At 39.4% G+C, this 22660-nt stretch carries 22 protein-coding genes and 2 riboswitches; of the genes, 6 read left to right on the plus strand and 16 right to left on the minus strand.

What is annotated here, in order from left to right:
* Positions 1–105: 105 nt before the first annotated feature.
* Positions 106–837 (plus strand): ZIP family metal transporter, encoded by a 732-nt coding sequence (locus tag BFL01S_RS05330; protein ID WP_061785071.1) that lies wholly within the window; start codon positions 106–108, stop codon positions 835–837.
* A 49-nt stretch (positions 838–886) separates the two neighbouring features.
* On the opposite strand, the gene BFL01S_RS05335 is transcribed toward BFL01S_RS05330, so the two are convergent.
* From BFL01S_RS05335 to BFL01S_RS05380, 10 genes are all read right to left on the minus strand, one after another.
* Entirely contained in the window at positions 887–1126 is a 240-nt protein-coding gene (locus BFL01S_RS05335) for an aspartyl-phosphate phosphatase Spo0E family protein (RefSeq protein ID WP_061785072.1), read from the minus strand.
* A 275-nt stretch (positions 1127–1401) separates the two neighbouring features.
* Positions 1402–2733 carry a CoA-disulfide reductase gene (locus tag BFL01S_RS05340; protein WP_061785073.1) on the minus strand — a complete coding sequence of 444 codons (1332 nt, stop codon included), beginning with the start codon at positions 2731–2733 and terminating at the stop codon, positions 1402–1404.
* 102 nt (positions 2734–2835) lie between these two features.
* Positions 2836–3855, minus strand: a complete 1020-nt coding sequence (locus tag BFL01S_RS05345; protein WP_025908400.1) for an ABC transporter permease — start codon at positions 3853–3855, stop codon at positions 2836–2838.
* Positions 3852–5357: a sugar ABC transporter ATP-binding protein gene (locus BFL01S_RS05350; protein WP_061785074.1), complete on the minus strand. Its 1506-nt coding sequence runs from the start codon at positions 5355–5357 to the stop codon at positions 3852–3854. Before BFL01S_RS05350 ends, BFL01S_RS05345 begins: the two co-directional genes overlap by 4 nt.
* Before the next feature lie 12 nt (positions 5358–5369).
* On the minus strand, positions 5370–6440 hold the full coding sequence (locus BFL01S_RS05355; RefSeq protein WP_061785075.1) for a sugar ABC transporter substrate-binding protein: 1071 nt from the start codon (positions 6438–6440) through the stop codon (positions 5370–5372).
* A 186-nt stretch (positions 6441–6626) separates the two neighbouring features.
* A complete protein-coding gene (locus tag BFL01S_RS05360) occupies positions 6627–7142 on the minus strand; it encodes a 1,2-dihydroxy-3-keto-5-methylthiopentene dioxygenase (protein ID WP_061785076.1) in 516 nt (171 codons plus the stop codon).
* 13 nt (positions 7143–7155) lie between these two features.
* Positions 7156–7794 carry a methylthioribulose 1-phosphate dehydratase gene (locus BFL01S_RS05365; protein WP_061785077.1) on the minus strand — a complete coding sequence of 213 codons (639 nt, stop codon included), beginning with the start codon at positions 7792–7794 and terminating at the stop codon, positions 7156–7158.
* Positions 7791–8450, minus strand: coding sequence for a 2-hydroxy-3-keto-5-methylthiopentenyl-1-phosphate phosphatase (locus BFL01S_RS05370; RefSeq protein WP_061785078.1), 660 nt, complete (start codon positions 8448–8450; stop codon positions 7791–7793). The genes BFL01S_RS05365 and BFL01S_RS05370 overlap by 4 nt, the downstream gene beginning before the upstream one ends.
* Positions 8450–9688 (minus strand): 2,3-diketo-5-methylthiopentyl-1-phosphate enolase, encoded by a 1239-nt coding sequence (gene mtnW / locus BFL01S_RS05375; RefSeq protein ID WP_025908394.1) that lies wholly within the window; start codon positions 9686–9688, stop codon positions 8450–8452. Before mtnW ends, BFL01S_RS05370 begins: the two co-directional genes overlap by 1 nt.
* Positions 9689–9776: 88 nt before the next feature.
* A riboswitch (SAM riboswitch) is annotated at positions 9777–9884 on the minus strand.
* A gap of 96 nt (positions 9885–9980) precedes the next feature.
* Positions 9981–11177 carry a pyridoxal phosphate-dependent aminotransferase gene (locus tag BFL01S_RS05380; protein ID WP_025908393.1) on the minus strand — a complete coding sequence of 399 codons (1197 nt, stop codon included), beginning with the start codon at positions 11175–11177 and terminating at the stop codon, positions 9981–9983.
* A gap of 107 nt (positions 11178–11284) precedes the next feature.
* Between BFL01S_RS05380 and BFL01S_RS05385 the strand changes: the two genes are divergently transcribed.
* The 4 genes from BFL01S_RS05385 (at position 11285) to BFL01S_RS05400 (ending at position 14989) form a co-directional block, all read left to right on the plus strand.
* Positions 11285–12067 (plus strand): carbon-nitrogen family hydrolase, encoded by a 783-nt coding sequence (locus BFL01S_RS05385; protein ID WP_061785079.1) that lies wholly within the window; start codon positions 11285–11287, stop codon positions 12065–12067.
* Positions 12068–12159: 92 nt separating this feature from the next.
* A riboswitch (SAM riboswitch) is annotated at positions 12160–12327 on the plus strand.
* A gap of 97 nt (positions 12328–12424) precedes the next feature.
* Positions 12425–13597 carry an S-methyl-5-thioribose kinase gene (mtnK, locus tag BFL01S_RS05390; protein ID WP_025908391.1) on the plus strand — a complete coding sequence of 391 codons (1173 nt, stop codon included), beginning with the start codon at positions 12425–12427 and terminating at the stop codon, positions 13595–13597.
* A gap of 12 nt (positions 13598–13609) precedes the next feature.
* Entirely contained in the window at positions 13610–14656 is a 1047-nt protein-coding gene (gene mtnA / locus BFL01S_RS05395) for an S-methyl-5-thioribose-1-phosphate isomerase (RefSeq protein WP_061785080.1), read from the plus strand.
* 141 nt (positions 14657–14797) lie between these two features.
* Positions 14798–14989: a hypothetical protein gene (locus BFL01S_RS05400; protein WP_035320185.1), complete on the plus strand. Its 192-nt coding sequence runs from the start codon at positions 14798–14800 to the stop codon at positions 14987–14989.
* Positions 14990–14994: 5 nt separating this feature from the next.
* Here the strand turns inward: BFL01S_RS05400 and BFL01S_RS05405 are convergent, their stop codons facing one another.
* The 4 genes from BFL01S_RS05405 to BFL01S_RS05420 form a co-directional block, all read right to left on the minus strand.
* Entirely contained in the window at positions 14995–15507 is a 513-nt protein-coding gene (locus BFL01S_RS05405) for a methylated-DNA--[protein]-cysteine S-methyltransferase (protein WP_061785081.1), read from the minus strand.
* Positions 15508–15520: 13 nt separating this feature from the next.
* Positions 15521–17683 carry a PAS domain-containing sensor histidine kinase gene (locus BFL01S_RS05410; RefSeq protein ID WP_061785082.1) on the minus strand — a complete coding sequence of 721 codons (2163 nt, stop codon included), beginning with the start codon at positions 17681–17683 and terminating at the stop codon, positions 15521–15523.
* A 245-nt stretch (positions 17684–17928) separates the two neighbouring features.
* Positions 17929–18756, minus strand: coding sequence for an NAD(+) synthase (gene nadE, locus BFL01S_RS05415; protein ID WP_025908388.1), 828 nt, complete (start codon positions 18754–18756; stop codon positions 17929–17931).
* Between the two features lie 25 nt (positions 18757–18781).
* The gene (locus BFL01S_RS05420; protein ID WP_061785083.1) at positions 18782–20299 is read right to left on the minus strand and encodes a nicotinate phosphoribosyltransferase; all 1518 of its coding nucleotides are present in this window, start codon (positions 20297–20299) and stop codon (positions 18782–18784) included.
* A 218-nt stretch (positions 20300–20517) separates the two neighbouring features.
* Between BFL01S_RS05420 and BFL01S_RS05425 the strand changes: the two genes are divergently transcribed.
* Positions 20518–22287 carry a B12-binding domain-containing radical SAM protein gene (locus tag BFL01S_RS05425; protein ID WP_061785084.1) on the plus strand — a complete coding sequence of 590 codons (1770 nt, stop codon included), beginning with the start codon at positions 20518–20520 and terminating at the stop codon, positions 22285–22287.
* Between the two features lie 37 nt (positions 22288–22324).
* Here BFL01S_RS05425 and ykzE read toward each other — a convergent pair whose 3' ends face one another.
* Both ykzE and ykzP read right to left on the minus strand, forming a co-directional pair.
* Positions 22325–22498 carry a protein YkzE gene (ykzE, locus tag BFL01S_RS20650; RefSeq protein ID WP_167556157.1) on the minus strand — a complete coding sequence of 58 codons (174 nt, stop codon included), beginning with the start codon at positions 22496–22498 and terminating at the stop codon, positions 22325–22327.
* On the minus strand, positions 22495–22656 hold the full coding sequence (gene ykzP / locus BFL01S_RS20655) for a protein YkzP (RefSeq protein ID WP_167556158.1): 162 nt from the start codon (positions 22654–22656) through the stop codon (positions 22495–22497). Before ykzP ends, ykzE begins: the two co-directional genes overlap by 4 nt.
* Between the last annotated feature and the right edge of the window lie 4 nt (positions 22657–22660).

The following is a 22660-nucleotide window of genomic DNA, read 5'->3' on the forward strand; positions in this document are numbered from 1 at the left end:
TTTTCATATGAGAATATGAAAGAAGTTCTGCTTTCGCGAAAGAATAAAGAAGATTATAATGAGTGTAGTAATGATGTGGAAAGATAGAAGAAAAAGGAGATTGTTATGACAGACGTACTTATAGGCAGTATTCTTTCTGCACTATCTACAGGACTTGGTGCTGTGCCAATTCTGTTTATGAATCAGGCAGTAACGCACCGTTGGAAAGACGTGTTGCTCGCGTTTACAGCCGGAATTATGATGGCTGCTTCAACAATGAGCTTAATTCCTGAATCCCTTGCAAGCGGAAGTTTTTATTCGTTAGCAATCGGGCTTTTACTCGGGGTCATGACGCTTACAATTTTAGAACAAAACATACCTCATATTGACTTAGAGCATTCTAAAACAGGGATTCAGTTTGACGAAAAAGCTTTATTAATTATTGCAGCAATTACGCTACATAACTTGCCAGAAGGATTATCAGTTGGTGTAAGCTATGCATCTGATGCAGAAAATACCGGAAACCTGATTGCTTTAGCCATCGGATTACAAAATGCACCGGAAGGATTATTAGTTGCTTTGTTTTTAGCACAGCAAAATATCAGTAAGTTCAAAGCATTTTTTATTGCAACATTAACAGGATCAGTAGAAATTATTACGTCACTACTTGGTTTTTATCTCACTAATTTTGTCGAGTCTCTTGTGTCGTATGGATTAGCATTCGCAGCTGGAGCAATGTTGTTTATCATTTACAAAGAGCTAATACCGGAAAGTCATGGAGATGGAAATGAACGCTTTGCAACGTATTCTTTCATCACGGGCCTATTATTTATGGTTTTTCTTATTAACTTCTTTTAAGGTACAAGTAGATATAGGGCAGATTCGAGCACAGCTTTGCTGCCCTTTTTTACGATTTTGAAAAAGACAAAAAGCGACTGATTGTTGCTGTAATGCTTGTCCGATCTTCTTCCTCACGTAACAGTTGTTTTTGATAAAGCGTTAAAAGTTGATCTAGCTCTTGACTACAGGTAATCGTTTCTTCACTTGATAAACCTGTTTTTTCACCAATCTCCACCATTTTTTGTCTTTTCCTCACAATTTGTATAAATAACGCTTCTGATTTACTTTGCTTTTTTAAACCAAACACAAGATCCTCTCCTATTAAAAGAAAAATTAGCCTATAACGCATTATTACAAATTCTACTAAATATGTAAATAGAGTCGCAATAATAGACATTTTTCTTATAAAGTTTTTTTAGCCTAAAGAAAGAAAGCGTTATCAACGTTGATTTCTCAACCTTTAAATTTTAGAAAAAAAATTCCTCTTCGACAAAACATGCAAATATGACAACGCATCTACAAATTCTGCAACGTCTCCTTTAGACGATAAAACCGACGTGATAAATTCACGTCGGCCTCTGATTATGTCGCTTTTTGAGAAGCAATTTGAACCGCATCCCAAACGGTAGCAAAAGGCGGAGCATAGCTAAGATCTAGCATGGTTAATTGCTCGGTTGTTAGCCGTGCCGTAATGGCTGTTGCAAACACATCAATCCGCTTGGCTGATTCTGACTTACCCATAATTTGTGCTCCTAATATAATATGTGTATCTTTTTCATAGATAAGTTTAACCAACATTTTTGTTGCATCTGGATAATACGGCGTATGATTATAAGCGTCTACCGTAACCGCTTTATATTGAATGTTTTCTGCTTTTGCCTCTTTTTCAGTAATTCCAGTTTTAGCAACTTCTAAATCCATAACTTTTAGGATGCTGGTACCAATGACACCTGGAAAATGTTTATCTTCTCCTCCTAGGTTTGCGCCTAAAATTCTTCCTTGCTTATTAGCAATTGTACCAAGTGAAAAATGAACCGGCTTTTTCAACACAAGATGGTAGCTGCTTGCACAATCACCTGCTGCATAAAGGTGCGGAACGTTGGTTTCCATTTTGTCATTAATGAGGATCGCACCGTTTTCGAGCATTCGAATGCCGTTTCTCTCTAAAAAAGATGTATTTGGCTTCACTCCCACATTTACAATAACAAGGTCTGCTTCATGCGTATTTTTATTGGTGCGAACCGCAGTTATTTTTTTACGTTCTGCAATTAACTCTTCCACTTCTTCATTGACATGAAAAGCAATATCATTTTTCAGCTCGCCCTGTATTCGTGTAGCAATTTCTTCGTCAAACATGGATAGTATATGATTCCCGCGCTCAATAACAGACACTTGCTTTCCTAATAGATGCATGGTCTCTACTAATTCCATTCCAATATATCCACCGCCGATAATCACAACTTTTTGTACATTTTCTTCTTTTAAATAACGATGGATGTTCGTACTATCTTCTAACGTCTTTAATGAAAAAACATTTTGAGCATCAATCATAAAGGGTGGCTTTACAGCTGAAGCTCCCGTTGCGATAATAAGCTCATCGTACGACACTTCTTGTGACTCATTTGTTTGATGATTATGTACAACAACATATTTCTTTATGTGATTCACTTCTTTTACTTCATGTTGAAGATGAACCATGATATCACGCTCTTTAAACTCATCAACTGTTCGAGCGATAAGACTTTCTTGCTCTTTCACAACACCTGATAAATAATACGGCATACCGCATGCACTATATGAAACATCTCGGCCTTTCTCAAATACAATAATTTCGGCTTCTTGATCTAAGCGACGCAGCTGAGATGCTGCACTCATACCACCCGCAACGCCTCCAATTACAATAATTCGCTTCATTTTATAGCCTCCTTTTTATTTGCATATTTCCCTTACTTTGCCCGATTTCAAACAAAAAAATTGCACGAAGATGACAAAGTCACCTCGTGCAATCTACCGTAATCATTTCTTTGAACGATAGTATGTAAGAGCTAAAGCCGCTGCAAGAACCGTTCCTTTAATAATATCTTGTGTATAATACGGAACATTTAACATCGTTAAACCATTTAAGAGAACGCCAATTAAAATAGACCCTAGCAGCGTGCCAATAATATTCGGTTTACCTGCTCCAAATACAGAGAAGCCGATATAGGCTGCGGCAACGGCATCCATTAGAAAAGGAGCTCCTGCATTCACTTCTCCTACCCCAATTCGCGCTGCTAACACAACTCCTCCAATCCCCGCTAGTAAGCTAGATAACACATAGGCATACATGCGGTAGCGGTTGACTGGAATTCCTGAAAGCCTCGCTGCTTCCATATTTCCACCCGTTACATAAAAGAATCGTCCGTATTTTGTATACGTGAAGAAAATATGTACAACGAGGACAGCAAGGAGCATAATAATTACTGGCACCGGAACTCCCAAAACATGTCCTTGTCCTAAGGCTAAAAAAGAAGGAATAAAGATTCCAGGTGCACGCTCTCCACTTTCTAAAGGCATATTCGTATAAATAGCCGATCCTTTCGTATAGGTTAACAAGATTCCCTGCACAATAAACATCATTGATAGCGTGGCTAAAATATCAGGAATTTTAACTTTCACGACAAAAAATGCATTCACAAGCCCTACAAGAAGTGAAGCTAAAATAGGAATCAACAATGCCACTAGCAGCTCTTGACGGTGCAACACAAGCATCGATGCTGATAGAATGGTTGCTAACCCAGCCGTCGAGCCAACTGATAAATCAAGACCATTTACAGTCAGTGAAATTGTCACACCTAATGCGATAAGCGTTACAATTGAAATCGAACGTAAAATATCGCTGATGTTTCCTGGAGTTAAAAAATTGGGTGAAGCAATTGAAAAAAAGATGGTGACTAATAAAATGGCTACTACCGTACCGTATTTTGTGACAAACTCCATCAGCTGTCCTGTTTGTTTCTTTGCTTTTACTTGTTCATTCACTAACTCTGCACTCATACCGTTCCTCCAGACGCGTAATAAAATAGCTGTTCATACGTTGCTTCTGCTTTCGATAGTTCTTTTACAATTTTCCCGTTATACATAACGTAAATTCGATCAGCCATGTTGACCAGTTCATCAAATTCACAAGTTGCATATAAAATGCCTTTTTGCTGTTTAGTTAGCTCATTCATTATTGAGAAAATCTCCTGTTTGGAGCCGATATCAATTCCTTTTGTTGGCTCATCAAATATATATACATCGGTCTCTTTTAAGAGCCATTTACCAATAGCTACTTTTTGCTGATGCCCACCGCTTAGCGTTTTTACTTTTTGCTCAACAGACGAGGCTTTAACACCAACATTCGCAGTAACACTCTGAGATGCTTCTTTTTGTTTTCGCTTTTGTACAAAAGACCATTTCGTAAAATCTTTTAAGCTTGGAAGTGACAAATTAAGTACAATCGATTCGTCTACTAAAATGCCTTCTTTTCGTCTTTCTTCTGGTATGAGAGAAAGCTTATTTTTAATATAGTAACGAGGAGAGCGATTTACTAAAAGCGGATGATTGCGCATTGATAGCTGACCCGCTGTTTTGTTCTCCAGACCAAATAAGCTTCGACATAGCTCTGTTTTCCCTGCACCGACAAGTCCCGCAATGCCAACAACTTCACCTTCTTTAACATGAAAGGTAATATCTTGTAGTACGTTTGGCAAAGACAACTTTTCCACACGAAGCAGCTCAGTTCCCACCGCTACCTCTTCACGTACCGACTCCTGCGCTACTTGCTTCCCTAGCATAAATGTAATCATTTCTTGCATTGTAGATTGCACAATTGCTTTTGTCACAACATGCTTTCCATCTTTTAAAACGGTGTAAACGTCGCATAGGTCGCTAACTTCTTGAAGGCGATGAGAAATATAAATAATACCCATGCCTTTTTTCTTTAAGTTCGTCACAACTTCAAACAAACGCTTTGTCTCATGTTGACTTAGCGGTGCTGTTGGTTCATCCAAAATAATATATTCCGCATCTTGTAAGATCGCACGAGCGAGTAATACCTGCTGCTTTTCTGCTAGCGTTAATTCCGATACATTCTTTTTAACGTTTAACGTTGAACCCAGCATAGCAAGCGCCTTTTTCGCTTCAGTATCATGTTGCTTCCACTTAACAATTGCAGGGCTACCTTTACTTGTTTGGCGGTCCAGCACAATATTCTCTGCCACCGTTAGTGATGGTACAAGCGCGACATCGACTTCTTGATGAACAATTGCAATACCTAAGTTTTTTGCGTCTTTTGGAGAACCAAGCGTAACAGAATGACCATTTTTGTAAATGGTCCCAGTATATTCTGAGTATGCTCCAGATAATATTTTCATCAGCGTACTTTTCCCTGCACCGTTTGCTCCCAGTAAAGCATGGATTTCGCCTTTTTTCACGGTAAAGCTCACATCTTGAAGCGCTTGAAATGATTCAAATGACTTTGCGATATGCTTCATTTCTAATTGTTCGATCGTCATCTGCCTTCTCCTCTACTCTTTTTGATTCCAAGCTTCTACAAACTCACCCACTTGGTCCATATTAATAGGCGCATCAGGTAAATCATCCTGAGTGATGAGCGTTGGGTTAAACGAGTAATATCTCGGTATGTCTTGTCCAGCAATTCTTTGCAGAACAAATTCCACTTGCTTTTCACCAATTGCTGCTGGATTTACCGCTGCTGATGCTTTCCATGGGCTATTTTCTTCTTGCATCATCTGCAGATCTTCATCCGATAAATCGACGCCGTAAACTTTAATTTCATCTCGGCCAGCTTCTTTAATTGCACGCGTAGCTCCTTTGGCGAATTCGTCCCAAGGTGCCCATACGGCTGTAATGTCGCCTTTATTTGGATATTTTTTCAAGATAGCCGCCATTTTTGTTTGAGTATCTAGCGATGTATTAGATGTAGCGTTTCCAAATCGCGCTACTTCTTCTACGTCCGGATAACGTTCTAGCATTGCTTCATAAATGGTGTTTCGCTTTTCCATTGGCGCAAAACCACCAACAAAAATGTACACAATCTTTCCTTCGCCATTAATATCCTGCATCATTTGCTTTAAGCCTTGCAGCGCCAACATATAGTCATCTTGATCAATCGTTGTTACGCCGTCTACATCTAGCTCAACATCAAATGCAACAACGGGTATACCTTTTGCAACGGCACGCTTCACGCCAGGTTCCAACGTTTCAGAACGACCGTGCTTAATGATAATACCATCCACATTTTGATTAATTGCCGTATCTAAATACGCTGCCATTTTTGACTGATCGTTGTTGGCATCTGACACGGTAAGCTGAATACCTTGTTCTTTGGCAGCCGCTGTTGCACCGCTAATATACTGGGCTGCGTGCGTTCCCGTCGTAAACTCGGCAATAAGAGCGACTTTCGTATCTTTACTAACGTTTTTTGCTGTGAAATTCGCCTCTGTCTTTTGTTCTTCTTTGACTTGTGGCTTACTTGCCGCGTTTATATCCGGCTGTTCGTTTGTACATCCAACCGTAACGAACAGGACAAATAGCAATAAAATAAATGAGTTGCACCATTTTTTTACATTTTTCATCTTCTTCCTCCATCTATTACTATTCTCATAAAAATAGTAAGAATTATTCCTAGCGCAATGAAGAGCAAGCGCCGACTTAAAGCTTTTATTGCTTAAGAAAATGCCGCTTCATCAAGAAGAGAAGCGGCATTTTCTTGCGTTAACCACGCATACATCCTGCTATTTTTCCTTGTCTACAATCTCAATTTATTCGTAGATTGGCACCCAGCCTTCTGTTGTAACAAAAATACGAACGGCTACTACTTTGCGATCTTCCATTAGTGTAAAATAATGACGCACATTTTCTGGAACAGAAATTAAGTCACCTGGCTCTAACTCGACATCAAAGAATGAACCATCTTTTCCTTGAATGACGAAAATACCATGTCCACTGACGATAAAACGAACTTCGTCGTCCGTATGGTGATGCTCACGCTGAAAGTTTTTTAATAACTCTTCTAAGTTAGGCGTTGTATCTGATAACGAAATCACATCTTGTGCTTGATAACCTCGTCGCTCAGAAATATCCCTAATCTCTGTATCAAATGAAGCTAAGATTTCTTCTTTTTCTTCGTCTGTTAAATTAAATTTTTCACGCAGATTTTCAGGTAGCTTTGTAATATCCCAATTTTCATAAATGACTTCATTATTAGCTAAAAAGCTTGCTACCTCTTCTTGATTTTCAATGCGTACATCTGTTGCATGTAAACGAATGTTTGCCATATGTAACTCCCCCTTAAGTAAGTGTTGATTGATTATATTTCTTTAGTGAAAGAATTTTCACGTGATAACTAAATAAAAACTCGTATGCTTCTAGCGCTTTTTTCGCTTCAAATGCATTTTCCCCCCATACGGTAATACCGTGGTTACGAATTAAAACAGCCCCTTGATCCGCCGTTACATATTCAGCAAAGACTTCAGCTAACGTCGGAATGTCCGCATAATTCGGAATAATCGGAACGGTAACCTCTGCATCTTCTTCCCAAATACCGAGTGCTTTAATAATCTCTTGCCCCTTAAACGTTACCTTTCCTTCGTCACCATATAGTTCAGAAATGACGTTGTTATCAATTGTATGTACATGCAGGCTGCACCCAGCGTTTGTATGACTATAAACCTTAACATGTAAAAGCGTCTCAGCGGAAGGTTTCAAGTGTGTTTCTTCTGCTGCTTTCCCATGGCTATCTACAAGTAAGAAATCTTCACTTGTACGCTTTCGCTTATCTTTTCCACTAGCTGATACGAAGAAGGTTGTTGGCTCTTCACTTACTTTAATCGATAAGTTACCACTCGTTCCAAAAAACCAATCTCGCTGTGCAAGTTCTTCTTTTACATCCGCAATCTCTTGTAAACGCTGCTGTGCTAAAATACTCATACTTCCACCTCCGATAATTCGTTAATATGTTCAATGACATCATGGAATGTTTCAAACGGCCGATGCGGTAAATGTAACTCTTTGCATTTCTGAAGCAAGAAATCACGTGCCAATACGCAATCAGCCATTTTTGCTGCCTGCAAATCCGTAATGGAATCTCCAATTACGATGATAAAATCTTTGTCCTCTACCAGATTTCGTATAATTGACGGCTTACAGCAGCCACAGCCATTTTCACAGTGGCTATCGCATGTATGAGGCCACGTAATTTTAATCGTTTGCCCTAAAAAATCTGAGCCGTTGCAGTAAAGGTTCTTTTTATCTATTTTGCCGTCTAACATTGGCTCAACAAAAAAGTCAATTCCTCCACTGACAATATATAGCGGAATATCCTTTTCTTTTGTGTAATGCACAAACTGCTCGAATCCTGTTCGAATCTCCGAAGTTGATAAAATAAATGATACAATCTCTTCCTTTAAAGAGATTGGCAGTAAAGAGAACATTTTGCCAACGCCTTCTTGAATCGATACGCGCTCTGCCAACACATCATTTTTGATAGCTTCCCACTCACTTGGAGCAAACTTTTTCATAATAGCAATGATGTTATCGCTGTTTGTAATCGTACCGTCAAAGTCACAGAAAATCTTCACGTTCATCACCCCTTCACCTTCACTGCTCCCCATAGCTCAAGTGCTTTTTGTAGCGCTTCGTCATTTGTATCTTCTAAAGGCTGTCCAGCAAGCGTAGCATCAACTGCTGCACGGAATGCTTTTCCTCCACCGACTGCTCCATCTGGGTGACCGTGTACGCCTCCGCCTGCGTTAATAATGCTATCCACACCGAAATCGGAAATAAGCTGCGGAACCATGCCTGGGTGGATACCTGCTGATGGAACCGGGAACGTTTGCTTATAGGTATGTAGCGGTCTTGTTACCTCGTACGTAATTCCAGCTGTATCTTCAAGCGGCATCGCGACGCTGCCGTACGGTGATGGGAATAGTGAAAAATCTGCTCCAACAAGACGAAGTAATTTTCCTAGTAAAAGAGAATTTGAGAATCCATGAAATTCAGATGGTGTTAACGCACCGCTTACTGCTGGGTGAGCCATGATTGGTAAGTTAATATCATCATCTTCGCGAAGAGCTTGTAGCACATCTAGTCCATATGCAAACACGTTAAACAATAGAGCATCGGCTCCGAGCTCCGCTGCTTTTCTAGCTTTCTCTTTTAAATCAAATGTACGCCCCGTTAAATTTACGGCATATAGCGTACGATGACCCATTTCTTTATATACTTCATCAAGAACTTTTTTCCCTTCTGTAATACGCTTTTCGAACGGTGTTAGTTCGTTGTCAAATAGGATTTCGTCATCCTTTACAAGATCGACACCTCCAAGTGCTTGTGCCCGAAGCTGCTCCGTTAAATAATCCATATCACGCCCAATTACACCTTTAAAAATACTCATTACAAGAGGACGATCGTACACTTTTAGTTTCTCACGAATCCCTTCAATTCCAAAGCGTGGGCCAGGAAAAGCGGCTAATGCTTCTTGTGAAAACTCTAAATCTAATAATTTTACTTTTCCGTCTAATGATAGTTTTCCGAAAACAGTAACTAAAATAGCAGGTAAATCATTTGTATAGTTAGAAAGCGGATAACCAATTTTCACAATCGCTTGCTTTGTCGTTTGCTCTAAATAATTGTTGACGCGATCGCAGTCTTCAAGTGGCGTAATGTCAACTACGCGCCCTTTGTGCTTTCTAAGTTGCTCCTGCTCAAGCTGAGGTAGATTTGTCCAAGAACCTACCGTTAAGCCTAGAGCAATGCCTTCTGCTTTTTTTTCAAAGTTTCCTTTTTCATCATGTAATAAATAACTTGCAACGATTTCACTCATTTGCTTCAAACTCCCTTGCTGTAAATTTCCCATCGTTACGAAATAAAAAAGCCTCTTCTTGTGAGAAAGAAGAGGCTTTTTTGCTCTCTTCTTATCTCTCAGCTACTGCTGCAAGATTTAGCACCGTGCTTAACAAAACGTTAAGTCGGTTGCCGGGCTTCACAGGGCTAGTCCCTCCACCTACTCTTAATAAGAAAATTGCTATTTATATTGTATAATCGATTTTCACGCTAATCGTATTCATCAAAAATATGTGTTTATGAATCAACAACTTCTTACATATTAAGCCAACTCAAAAAGAATTGTCAACGTATTTTTTGAATAAATTTAATTTAGCAATTCGATCAACCGCTTCTTTCAGTCGATCTTCATCGGTTAATAAACCTACGCGCACATAGCCTTCTCCGTATTCACCAAACCCAATTCCAGGAGCAACAACGACGTGTGCTTTTTCAAGTAACAAATCAGAAAATTCTTCTGATGTATAGCTTTTGGGAACCGGCAACCACGCAAAAAACGACCCTGGTGGGGCTTCAACGTCCCATCCGATTTCACGCAGTCCATGAATGAGAACCTGGCGACGAGATTCATAGCGTTCGACTAGTTCATCTACGCAGTTCTGTGACTCTAGTAAAGCAACCGCGGCTGCTTGCTGTATTCCGCTAAATACACTTACAAATAAGTGATCTTGTAAAAGATTAATCGCTTCAATAACGCTTTCGTTTCCAACAGCAAAACCGATGCGCCACCCCGCCATATTATACGTTTTGGATAGCGTATAAATTTCAATGCCCACTTCTTTGGCACCTGGAGTTTGCAGAAAACTAATGGGCTTTTGACCGTCAAACCCAATTGCGCCGTACGCAAAGTCATGTACAATGCACGTATCGTACTGGCGAGCAAATTCAACCGTTTTTTCGAAAAATGATGCCGTAGCTACTGCGCCGGTCGGATTATTTGGGTAGTTTAAAAACATGAGCTTAGCTTTTTGCTTCACTTCTTCGCTTATTTCCTCGTAAACTGGTAAAAAATCATTCTCTTTTTTCAAGGGCATAGCTTCCATTTTCGCTCGTGCTAGCTCCACTCCTGACCAATAGTCTGGGTAACCTGGGTCGGGCACTAAAACTGTATCTCCAGGGTTAAGTAAACACTGAGGAATTTCTACTAACCCAGCTTTGCCTCCAAACAAAATAGCGACTTCTTTTTCGGGATTTAGCTGGACACCGTATTCTCTTTCGTAAAACGCTGCTGCCGCTTTTTTCAAAAAAGCTTGTCCGCGAAACGGTGAGTACTTGTGGTAGTTTGGATTTTCACTCGCGTCTTGAAGTGCCTTGACAATATGAGGGGGCGTTGGCTGATCTGGGTTTCCTTGCCCTAAATTAATCACATCATGCCCTTCTTTTATTACTTTTGCAACTTTGCTAACAAGGGATGCAAAAAATTGTTTCGGTAAACTCTTCAATAGTTCTGATTGTTCAAACTGCTTCATGTGAACACCTTCTCAAAAAATTCTTGAAATTCTAGTCACAAATAATATATTGTAATAGTCAACTTGTAAAGTCATTTTTATAAAATAAATCAGGATGGTGAAGTTTAATGAGCTTAAAAGTAGCGTGTTTGCAACTTGATCTTGCATTTGGAAACCCTAAAAAAAATTACGAGCATGCTGAAAAAAAAATGAAGGAAGCACTGCTTGAATCTCCAGATATTCTTATACTGCCAGAACTTTTTGATACGGCTTATGATTTACAGAACCTCGACGCTATCGCGGACTCAGAAGGTAAGCAAGCGACTAGCTTTTTCTCTGCTTTCGCCAAAACACACAGCGTGAACATCATCGCTGGATCAGTTGCTAAGAAAACAAAAAGCGGCGTTACGAATACAATGTATGTCTTTAATCGTGAAGGCCAGGAGGTCTCGCAATATAACAAGCTACACTTATTTAAGCTGATGAATGAGCACTTATTTCTACAACCAGGTGAAACCAAAAACATCTTTACGCTTGAAAACTCATTATGCGCAGGCGTTATTTGCTATGATATTCGCTTTCCAGAATGGATTCGCGTTCATACAAGCGCAGGTGCAGAACTCCTTTTTGTGGTTGCTCAGTGGCCCAAGCCAAGACTTGCTCACTGGAAAGCACTTCTGGTAAGCAGAGCCATTGAAAATCAATGCTACGTGGTTGCCTGCAACCGCTCTGGAGACGATCCAGCTAACACATTTGCTGGTCATTCGTTAATCATTGACCCTTGGGGAGAAATTATTGCAGAAGCAGGTGAAAATGAAGAAATACTAACAGCAGACGTTGATTTATCAACCGTAAAGGCAATCCGAGAACAAATTCCGGTCTTTACAGATCGTCGCACAGAATTTTATTAAATTTCGCTGTTGACATCCAAAAATTCACATGATACGATGTTCTCCAGAAGTTACTAATAAGTCAAACAAATCAAAATTAAATAATATCTTTACTCTTATCAAGAGTTGGCTGAGGGATTTGGCCCTATGACGCCCAGCAACCGACCGTAATACCATTGTGAAATGGAGCGCAGCTTTTTAGCGCTATAAAACAATTCGTTGTTTTATGAAGGCACGGTGCTAATTCCAACAGAAAGAGAAATCTTTCTGGCAGATAAGAGGTTTGAATGACAATCAAGCCTCTTTCACTCACCGAAAGAGGCTTTTATATGATTTAAAAGCCTCCGGTATACTTATTTTTTATGGAGGTAGATAACGATGACAACAACAACTTATACATATGAGCCACTAAATGAAATTACAGCGATTAGACTTGTGAAACAGCTGAAGTTATTTTCGGAAAGTGAAGCTCTTACAGCTCGTGAAATTGGTGATGGCAATTTAAACCTTGTTTTTCATATTGTGAACGACCAAACCAACAAGTCCATTATTGTAAAGCAGGCTCTTCCTTATGCGAAAGTTGTAGGAGAAAGCTGGCCTTTATCACTCAAGCGCGCAACGATTGAAAGCAATGCGCTCAAACAGTTTGGCAGCTTAACACCCGAACTCGTTCCAGACGTTTATTATCATGATGAAAACTTAGCTGTTACGGTCATGGAAGACCTGTCTCACCTAACAATTTCTCGTACAGGATTAATCCAAGGAGAAACATACCCACTTCTTTCAGAACATATCGGTAGATTTTTAGCTCATATTGCATTTGAGACGTCTGACTTTGCGATTAAGCCACAGGAGAAAAAAGAGCTGGTTGCTCAATATATTAACCCTGATTTATGCAATATTACAGAAGACTTAGTGTTTACAGATCCGTTTTTTGATTACAATACAAATGAATTTGAAGAAACGCTTCGAAGCGATGTAGAAAACTTATGGACAGATGAAGAAGCTAAGCTTGAAGTAGCTAAGCTTAAACAAAAGTTTTTAACAAGTAGCCAAACGCTTGTACACGGTGACCTGCATACGGGTAGTATTTTTGCTAGTGAGCGCGAAACAAAAGTTATTGATCCTGAGTTTGCGTTTTATGGGCCCTTTGGCTTTGACTTAGGACAGTTTGTTGCCAATCTTCTGCTTAACACCTTGTCTCGTCCTGCTCAAAAACGCAGTGTACTTTTGGATCATATCACCAAAACGTGGGATGTTTTCCAAACAACATGGAACAAACTTTGGGTTGAGTCTAAAGTGGAACCGTTCGTTAAAAATCCAAACTATTCCGACTATATCTTACAACAAACGTGGACCGATGCTGTTGGCTACGCGGGGTGCGAGTTAATTCGACGTACAATTGGATTGGCGCACGTAGTAGATATTGATTCATTGCCTGATGAAGAGCGCTTAAACGCTCAAAAAGCAGCTCTTCGTTTAGGACGTTATTTACTAACTCATCAAACAGAAATTAGTGCACATGATTTTAAGAACTTGATTGAAGAATGAAAGGAGCCCAACATGACACACACTCTTACACTCCCTCGTTCAGTTGAATGGAAGGAAACGTTTATTTCACTGCTTGACCAGCAGCTATTACCAAACACAGTTGAATATATTAAGCTACATACTTTACAAGACGTATGGGACGCTATCGTTACGCTAAAAGTACGAGGGGCACCTGCAATCGGCATTACCGCAGCGTTTGGCTTAGCGCTTTCGCTTCAAAACTACGATGTACAGACGATTGAAGAATTCAAAAAAAAGCTGCAGGCCGACAAAGAATTTTTGGCGAGTTCTCGCCCAACAGCCGTCAACTTATTTTGGGCGTTAGAACGCGTAGTAAACAGCATCAATAACGCCATTTCCATAAATGAGGCTAAAACACTTGTTATTCATGAAGCGATTCAAATTCAAGCGGAAGATGAAGCCACCTGCTACCGCATAGGTGATTATGCATTATCGCTGTTTAATAAACACGATCGTGTTATGACAATTTGTAATGCTGGCTCGATTGCCACAGCATATTATGGAACTGCTTTAGCGCCTTTTCATATTTCAAAAGAGCGTGATATTCCGCTGAAAGTATTTGCGTGCGAGACACGCCCCGTTCTCCAAGGGTCACGCTTAACAGCATGGGAGCTTCAAAAATCAGGCGTAGATGTGACACTTATCACAGATAGTATGGCTGCACATACCATTAAAACAAAAGGGATTAATGCCATTATTGTCGGAGCTGACCGTATTGCAGCTAACGGTGACACTGCTAATAAAATTGGAACATATGGGCTTGCACTTTTAGCAAAAGCATTTAATATTCCGTTTTATGTAGCAGCTCCAAAATCAACGTTTGATTTATCGATCGCATCAGGAGCAGAAATTCCAATTGAAGAGCGCTCTGCAAAGGAAATTACGCATATCGGTGATGTACAAGTTGCTCCAGACAATATTTCTGTTTATAACCCGGCATTTGACGTTACGCCAAGTGAATTCATTACAGCCATCATCACAGAGCATGGCATTATTCACTCACCTTCTGTCGATACAATTAAACTCGTACTAAACTAAAAAAAAGAGAGAATCTCAGGTTACAATGTGATTCTCTCTTTTTTGCTTTGTAACATAAATGTAACAGTAATTTATCATCTACCTACATATATTATAGTTAGTTTTATCATGTTAAGCGAAATCTGTATAGGAGGGGTAGCTATGACCAAACAAGAACATCCCGACTCAACCTGTAAAAAGCGAAAGCAGCGGGCACGAAAGGAGCAATTTCAGCTTTTAGATGTTACAAATCAAACCATTCAGCAAGATCATTCAGACGAAACGTTCACGTCTGTAGATGGTGTATTTGTACAAGGGGAAGGATGGAAGCTAGAGAACGATGATGAAGCCTAGCAGCGCTACGCTAATACAACCTTTCCGTTTGCTACTTGTATTCCTTCTAACGTTAAAAGCTTCTCTTTTAAATGAACCTGTGCTCCTGCATAGCCAGTTAAATCTTTTGATGCGCCAACAACACGATGACAAGGTAAAAAGATAGGTAGACGGTTTCTACGATTTGCTTGTCCTACGGCACGAACAGCTTTTGGCTGTCCAATCATACTTGCTAACTGTTTATAGGAAATGACTTCTCCATATGGTATGGTTTTAAGTTCTTTCCACACCTTTTGCTGAAAAGCCGTTCCTGTTATTTCTAACGGAAGATCAAAGTTTTGCCGCGTTTGAACTACATACTCATGTAGCTGCTTTGTCGCTTCTTTAATATATTCATGATTTTCGAGCAAAGTGGCCGTTCCCTTTGTTTGTAACATCAACTCATCAAAAGAAAAGAATAAACCGGAAATCCCTTTATCAGAACATGTAACATACACATGTTCATTGTCAAACAGCGGAATGCTTCCATAGTAATTCATCGTTTTCTCCTCTCTATTGTACTTGGGAAACGGGTAACGTCACATGAAATGTTGTTCCGACCCCTAACTCACTTTCTACTTCAATATATCCCTTATGTTCTTCTACTATCTTATAAGACACCATCAGTCCAAGTCCAGTTCCTTTTTCTTTTGTGGTATAAAACGGTTCTCCTAGCTTACGAATTCGCTCTGGGGGCATGCCTTCTCCTTCATCATGAATGGATACTCTCATATAGCGATTGTTAAGATGCTTGACCTCTATGGAGATTACCCCTCCACCCTTCATCGCTTCAATTGCATTTTTAATTACATTAATAAACACTTGTTTTAGCTGATGAGGCTCACAATAAACCTTTGACAATGATGGATCGAAGTCTGTTTCAAATTGAACATTTTCAAGTAAAGCTTGAGCATTCAATAAATCAATCGTCTCTTGTACGATGACGGCTAGTGATTTCTCTTCAAATTTAGTTGCTTGTGGCTTAGCTAATACTAAAAACTCTGTAATAATTGATTCAATTCGCTGCAGTTCAGACGTAATAATATCAAAATAAAGCGAATGACCTTCTTTCATGCTATCTTCAAGTAGCTGAATAAAACCTTTTAATGCGGTCATTGGATTTCTTATTTCATGCGCAATGCCAGCTGCAAGCTGCCCTACTACTTGAAGCGTATCCGATTTCCGAATTTGCTCCTCCATTTGCTTTTTCTCCGTTACATCGCGAATAATTGTCATGTATAGGCCTGGTAAAATACCTTTTTTCGTCGAAAACTCAATTTGCTTCACTTTACCGCTAGCTGTTTTATACTGAATGTCTCCTTCTCCTTCACCTTTGCTCTCAATCGTAGCCTTATGCTCAATGACTAAATCAAAGTTAGAGGATGATAAAAACATTTCCATCGTTTGGGAACAAATGTCTTCCTTCGTTTGTTCTAAAATTTCACAAGCAAGCTCATTAACATCAATGATCTGCTGCTCTCCGTCCCATAAGATTAAGCCATCTATGGAACCATCAAAGATTTTACGAAACTTTTGTTCATTATTCCGAAGTTCTTGCTCCATTTTGGTTCGCTCGCTGATATTGCGAAAAATGGTTAAATGATAGCCTTCAATAATGCCTTTTTTCCCTGTAAACTCAAGCTCTTTTTCTTCTCCGTTTGGCATATAAAAGGTAAGCTCTTCCCGAATCTCTTCCTGCTCAATAAATTGATAATAAAGCTTCCATACGTGACGATCTTTTTTATTAATAAACGTTTGAAGATTTGTGCCGATTAGTTCTTCTAAGGGTAGTTCAAATGTCCTAGAAGAAGCTGCGTTAGCATTTACAATTACCCCGTCATGACGCCAAATTAAAATAGCTTCAATTGCATCTTCAAAAATGGCTCGAAAATTTTTCTCACTTCGCAACAATTTCTGCTCCATTCTTCTTTTTTCCGTTACGTCACGCATAATTGACATATAGTAACGACTATAAATATTTGCGGTTGTCGTGAATTCAAAAAAAGTTATGTCTCCATTTTTAAGCTTAATCGGAAGTTCTCCGCTCGCTTTTCCTTGCTGCTGAAGAAGGCGCCATAATTTTTTTAGCTTATAGTGATAAGCAGGCTCAACTAATTCTGTTAACGTTTTTGTTAATAAGTATTCTTTTGGAAAATTCAACCGGTCACAAAACGATGGATTGACATCAATCAGCTGCCCTGCTCGATCAAAAATGACAATCCCATCAACCGCTTCGTTGAATACGTCCATAAACATATGCTGACTCAAAAAGCGTTCGTTCTCCACCATTTTTTGTGCTGTAATGTCACGGAAAGTACAAATCTTACTGCCAGAGGCTTCGCTTCGTTGTTCGCACGTAAACTCTACATATTTTACGATGCCATTTTGCAAGCTCATTGTACCTTTATAAGTAAACTTCTGATTTTCTACTAGCTTTGGATAATAATCATTGATGACATCATACGGAAACAACATAAGAAAGTCTTTTAATTGATATGCAATCAGTTCATCATAATGTTTGTCAAATAACTGACTGGCTGCTTCATTAACATGCTGAACGCAAAAATTCTCGTCAAATACAATAATTGCATCTGAAACTGCATTAAAAATGGCACGCAACTGCTTTATTTCTTCGTGTTGGTCTTGTTCAATCGGTAGTTGCCGATGTGGAGCCATGCCACATCCTCCTTTCTAAACTCTTTCTTCCTATCAAAAGACAAAGCTATTTCGACAAATTTCTACTCTCTTTCATAATCTAACGATTCCCAGGTAGATATGTGCGCAGTCATTGATAGGCACATTAGTCACTAATACACTATTATTCTACAAATTTCTTTTTTCACCTTTAAAAAAACAATGAAAATCTTCCTGAAAAAAGTCCGCTACGCGTACATCTATACACATAGCGGACTTTTTAAAAATTATTTCCAGAAATCGTCGAATACTGAAATAGGCAGGCTGCGTTTATGAGCTGTTTTAACGAAATGACTCTCAATTTTCCTACTTGCTTCCTCCCCAACTTCTTTACCTTCTAAATAGTCATCAATTTGATTATATGTAACTCCTAATGCTTCTTCATCTGGCAGCTGTGGACGATCTTCTTCTAAATCAGCTGTCGGTTGTTTTAAATATAAATGTTCAGGGCAACCTAATTCTTTTAACAGCTGTTTGCCTTGGCGCTTATTAAGACGGAAAATCGGCACTAAATCTGCGCCACCATCTCCAAATTTCGTAAAGAATCCAGTCACTGCCTCTGCAGAATGATCCGTGCCAAGCACAACTCCTTGATGCATGCCAGCAATGCTATACTGTGCAATCATACGTTCACGTGCTTTTACGTTTCCTTTGTTAAAGTCAGAAACAATTTCTCCCGTTGCTTCTTCGACTGCCGCAATCATTGCATCTACAGCAGGCTTAATGTTAACAGCAACCGAACGACTTGGTTGAATGAAGGCTAGAGCGTCTTGACAGTCTTGTTCATCAGCTTGTACACCATACGGTAGACGCACAGCGATAAACTGATATGTTTCTTCGCCTGCTTCTTCATTTAATTCTTCTATAGCCATTTGGGCAAGCTTACCTGTTAACGTAGAATCTTGGCCTCCTGAAATGCCTAGTACAAATGAACGTAAAAACGAGTGCTTCTTCATATATTCTTTTAAAAAGTCGACACTTCTACGAATTTCTTCTTTAGGGTCAACAACTGGCTTTACTTTCATTTCGTCAATGATGTACTGTTGCTTCGTCATATGGTCCTCTCCCTGCCTCTAATTGTTATACATGAGTTAATAGCTGAGACGCTCTAGAGCGCGCTTCATTGATTTTATCCATCTTATTATTCCAACAATTTGTGCTAAGGTCCACAGGGTATTCGGTTGGTCGCAGCACTTCTTCGTTCGATTTAGCAATCATTTTATAGTCATCCCACAAATGATTAAGGTTTTGTAAGCAATATGCGCGCATCTCTTCGACTGACGGCTGTTTGTAGATGAGTTTACCAGATTCAAAAATTTGCTTATGAATCTTACGGGCATGAAAATCTGTGACAAACTTACTTACATGAGTATAAACCGGATGAAACATCTTCAAATGATGCTCATGGTTTGGCTGCTCATTCTGCATGGCAATATAATCGCCTTCCCATTTTCCGTTTACTTGATTAACAATACGGTATACATCCTTTAATCCAGGCGTCGATACCTTTTCAGGATTATCTGACAGCTTAATGGTATCAACAAGCTCCCCGTTTTCACCTTCAATTGATACAAGTTTATAAACTGCGCCAAGCGCGGGCTGATCATATGAAGTAATCAGCTTTGTGCCGATACCCCAGCCGTCAATTTTAGCTCCTTGTGCTTTCAAATCCATGATGCTATGTTCATCTAAATCATTTGAAGCAAAAATGCGCGCGTTTTGAAACCCTGCTTCATCTAGCATCCGTCGTGCTTCTTGAGATAAATAAGGAAGCTTTCCGCTATCTAAGCGAATACCTACAAAATTAATGCGATCCCCCATCTCTTTAGCAACGCGAATCGCATTTGGAATTCCTGACTTGAGGGTATTGTACGTATCAACAAGGAAAATGCAGTTTTGATGAGATTCCGCATATTTTTTAAACGCAGTATATTCATCACGGTACACCTGTACCAGCGCATGAGCATGCGTTCCAGAGATTGGAATACCAAACACTTTTCCTGCTCGCACATTGCTAGTCGCATCAAACCCTCCAATATAAGCTGCTCGCGCTCCATATAACGCTGCATCAAGCTCGTGAGCTCTCCTTGCTCCAAATTCCATCAAACGATTATCACTTTGCTCATACACCGCATCTTCTCCAGCTGCTAAGCGAATTCGGGAAGCCTTGGTTGCAATTAATGGGTGAAAGTTTAAAATGTTTAAAAGCGTTGTTTCAATAAGCTGTGCTTCTCCTAACGGTGCATCCACTTGAAGAATAGGTTCATTCGCAAAAATCATTTCACCTTCTACCACCGATTTAACGTTACCCGTAAAACGAATTCCTTTTAAATAATCAATAAATTCATCTTCATAGTGCAGCTCGCTGGATAAATAATCGAGATCACTTTCTGAAAATCGAAAATTCGCGATGAAATCAATCATTCGTTCTAGTCCTGCAAAGACTGCGTAGCCATTATCAAAAGGCATTCGACGAAACGAAGCTTCAAATACAGACCTGCGTTTATGAATTCCATCTTTCCAATATGTATTGGCCATATTTAGCTCATACAAATCTGTATGTAAAGCTAAGCTATCGTCAGCATATCGCCTGCTCATCATTCGTACCCCCAACAATTTTTACAATTCCATTATATTTGTGTAAACCTCTTTACAATAGAGTAAGTATAATACATTCCCTCATTTAAATAAATAAACAGATACTAGAAAAGCAAATTTTCTAGAGAGGATTTCTTATCACTTTTATACTTTGTCCATTAAATGTGCTACAATAGTGAATTGGTTTAAGATTATGTTAAATAAAGGAGCCTTTTTACATGAACATTGTTGTCAGTACATTGAATGCCAAATACATTCACACATCTTTGGCCCTTCGATGTTTAAAAGCATACGCAGAACCTGACTATCACGTTGAGATGGCTGAATATACGATTAAAGATCCAGCGATGAATATCGTGACGGATTTATATAAGCGCAATCCTGATATCATTGGATTTAGCTGCTATATTTGGAACATTGAAGAAACGATTACAGTCGCACAAATGTTAAAAAAAATTAACCCTAACCTAACGATTATTTTCGGTGGACCGGAAGTAACATATGATATTCCGTACTGGCTAGACCGTATTCCAGAAGCTGATTTCATTGTAATTGGTGAAGGAGAAGAAACGTTCAAGCAGCTCTTAGATGAGCTTCATGGAAACCGTCAGTTTGAAAACGTCAGCGGTGTTGCATTTAGACAAGATGGGAAACACGTAGTGAATCCACAGCGCAATAAAATTGATCTTCGCGAAATGCCTTCACCGTTCCGGTTTGAAGAGGATCGCAATTCTTTATCTAAGCGTGTTGTCTATATTGAAACAAGTCGCGGCTGTCCGTTTAGCTGTCAGTTCTGCTTATCTTCTATTGAAGTAGGCGTGCGCTACTTTGACCGCGAGAAAATCAAAGATGACATTCGCTATCTAATGGATAACGGTGCTAAAACCATCAAATTTGTGGACCGCACATTCAACATTAGCCGCAGCTATGCTATGGAAATGTTTCAGTTCTTAATTGACGAGCACAAGCCTGGTACTGTTTTCCAATTCGAGATTACGGCTGACATCATGCGTCCAGAAGTTATTCAGTTTTTAAATGACCATGCACCAGCTGGACTCTTCCGCTTTGAAATTGGTGTCCAGTCGACAAACGATGCTGTAAACGAGCTTGTAAAGCGTAAGCAAAACTTCACAAAGCTTACTCGTACCGTTACGATGGTCAAAGATGGCGGTAAAATCGATCAGCACTTAGACTTAATTGCAGGCCTTCCTGATGAAGACTACCATTCGTTTAAAAACACGTTTAATGACGTATTTGCTCTGCGTCCAGAAGAGCTTCAGCTCGGGTTTTTAAAGATGCTTCGTGGAACAGGTTTACGCCTTAGTGCGCAGCGTTACAACTATCAGTTTATGGACCAGTCACCGTATGAAATTCTAAGTAATAACGTTCTGCCGTTTTCTGATGTTGTTCGTATTAAGCACGTTGAGGATATCTTAGAGAAATTCTGGAATGATCACCGCATGGACGAGACGATTGAGTTCCTGGTCCAGAACTGTTACGAAACGCCATTTGATTTCTTCCAAAACTTTGGTACTTTCTGGAATGAGATGGGCTGGGCACGTATTGGACACCAGCTTGAAGATTTGTTTAAACGCTTAAAACAATATATTGAAACAGAAAGCTTTAAAAACGAAGCAATCATTGAAGGCTTCATGAAGATTGACTATTTATTCAATCAAAAACACAAGCCTCGCAAACCTTGGTGGGATGATAAGTTAGATAAGCAAGTTCGTTCTCATTACTATCAGCAAATACTTGCAAAGCCAACGGTATTAGGCGATGACTTTGTCGATGAAAACCTAACGGAAAAAGAGCTTTATAAGCACACTGTTCTTGAGCTGCTTCCATTTGATTATGCATACTACAAAAACACTGGAAAAATTGTAGAAAAGCAGTCTTTAATTTTATTCTACTATGATCAAAAAGCCAACGAGACGAAACTGTTTACCTCTCCTGTTGAAGCCTTTGATTTGCCAGTAGTGAGCTAATCGGAAAAGACCTCGATACGCGTATCGAGGTCTTTTTTTAACAGTTCTTTTTTTGCTTTTTCTTATGTTTTTTCTCAGCTTTTGCAATTTCAGCCATCTCTAAAAACTTAGCTGCGTTTGGATCACCCATTTCAGGTCCAAACTCCTCTTGTAAAAGTTGTGTTTGCTTTTCTTTCGAGTGGGCAAGGTGTCTATGATCTTTTTTCGTCATTTGCTTTGTCCTTGCTTTCCGTGCTTTGAATTACGGTTTGCTGCTTTATATGTGTCTTCTCCGCCATATTCAGCTGAAAATTCTGTATCGGGTAAGCTTTCTTTTGGCGTTTGATTATTTTTTTGTGCTGGATTATGTGCTACTTTACGTTTTGCCATTGTA

Source organism: Priestia flexa NBRC 15715 (genome assembly GCF_001591565.1).
Taxonomy (GTDB): domain Bacteria; phylum Bacillota; class Bacilli; order Bacillales; family Bacillaceae_H; genus Priestia; species Priestia flexa.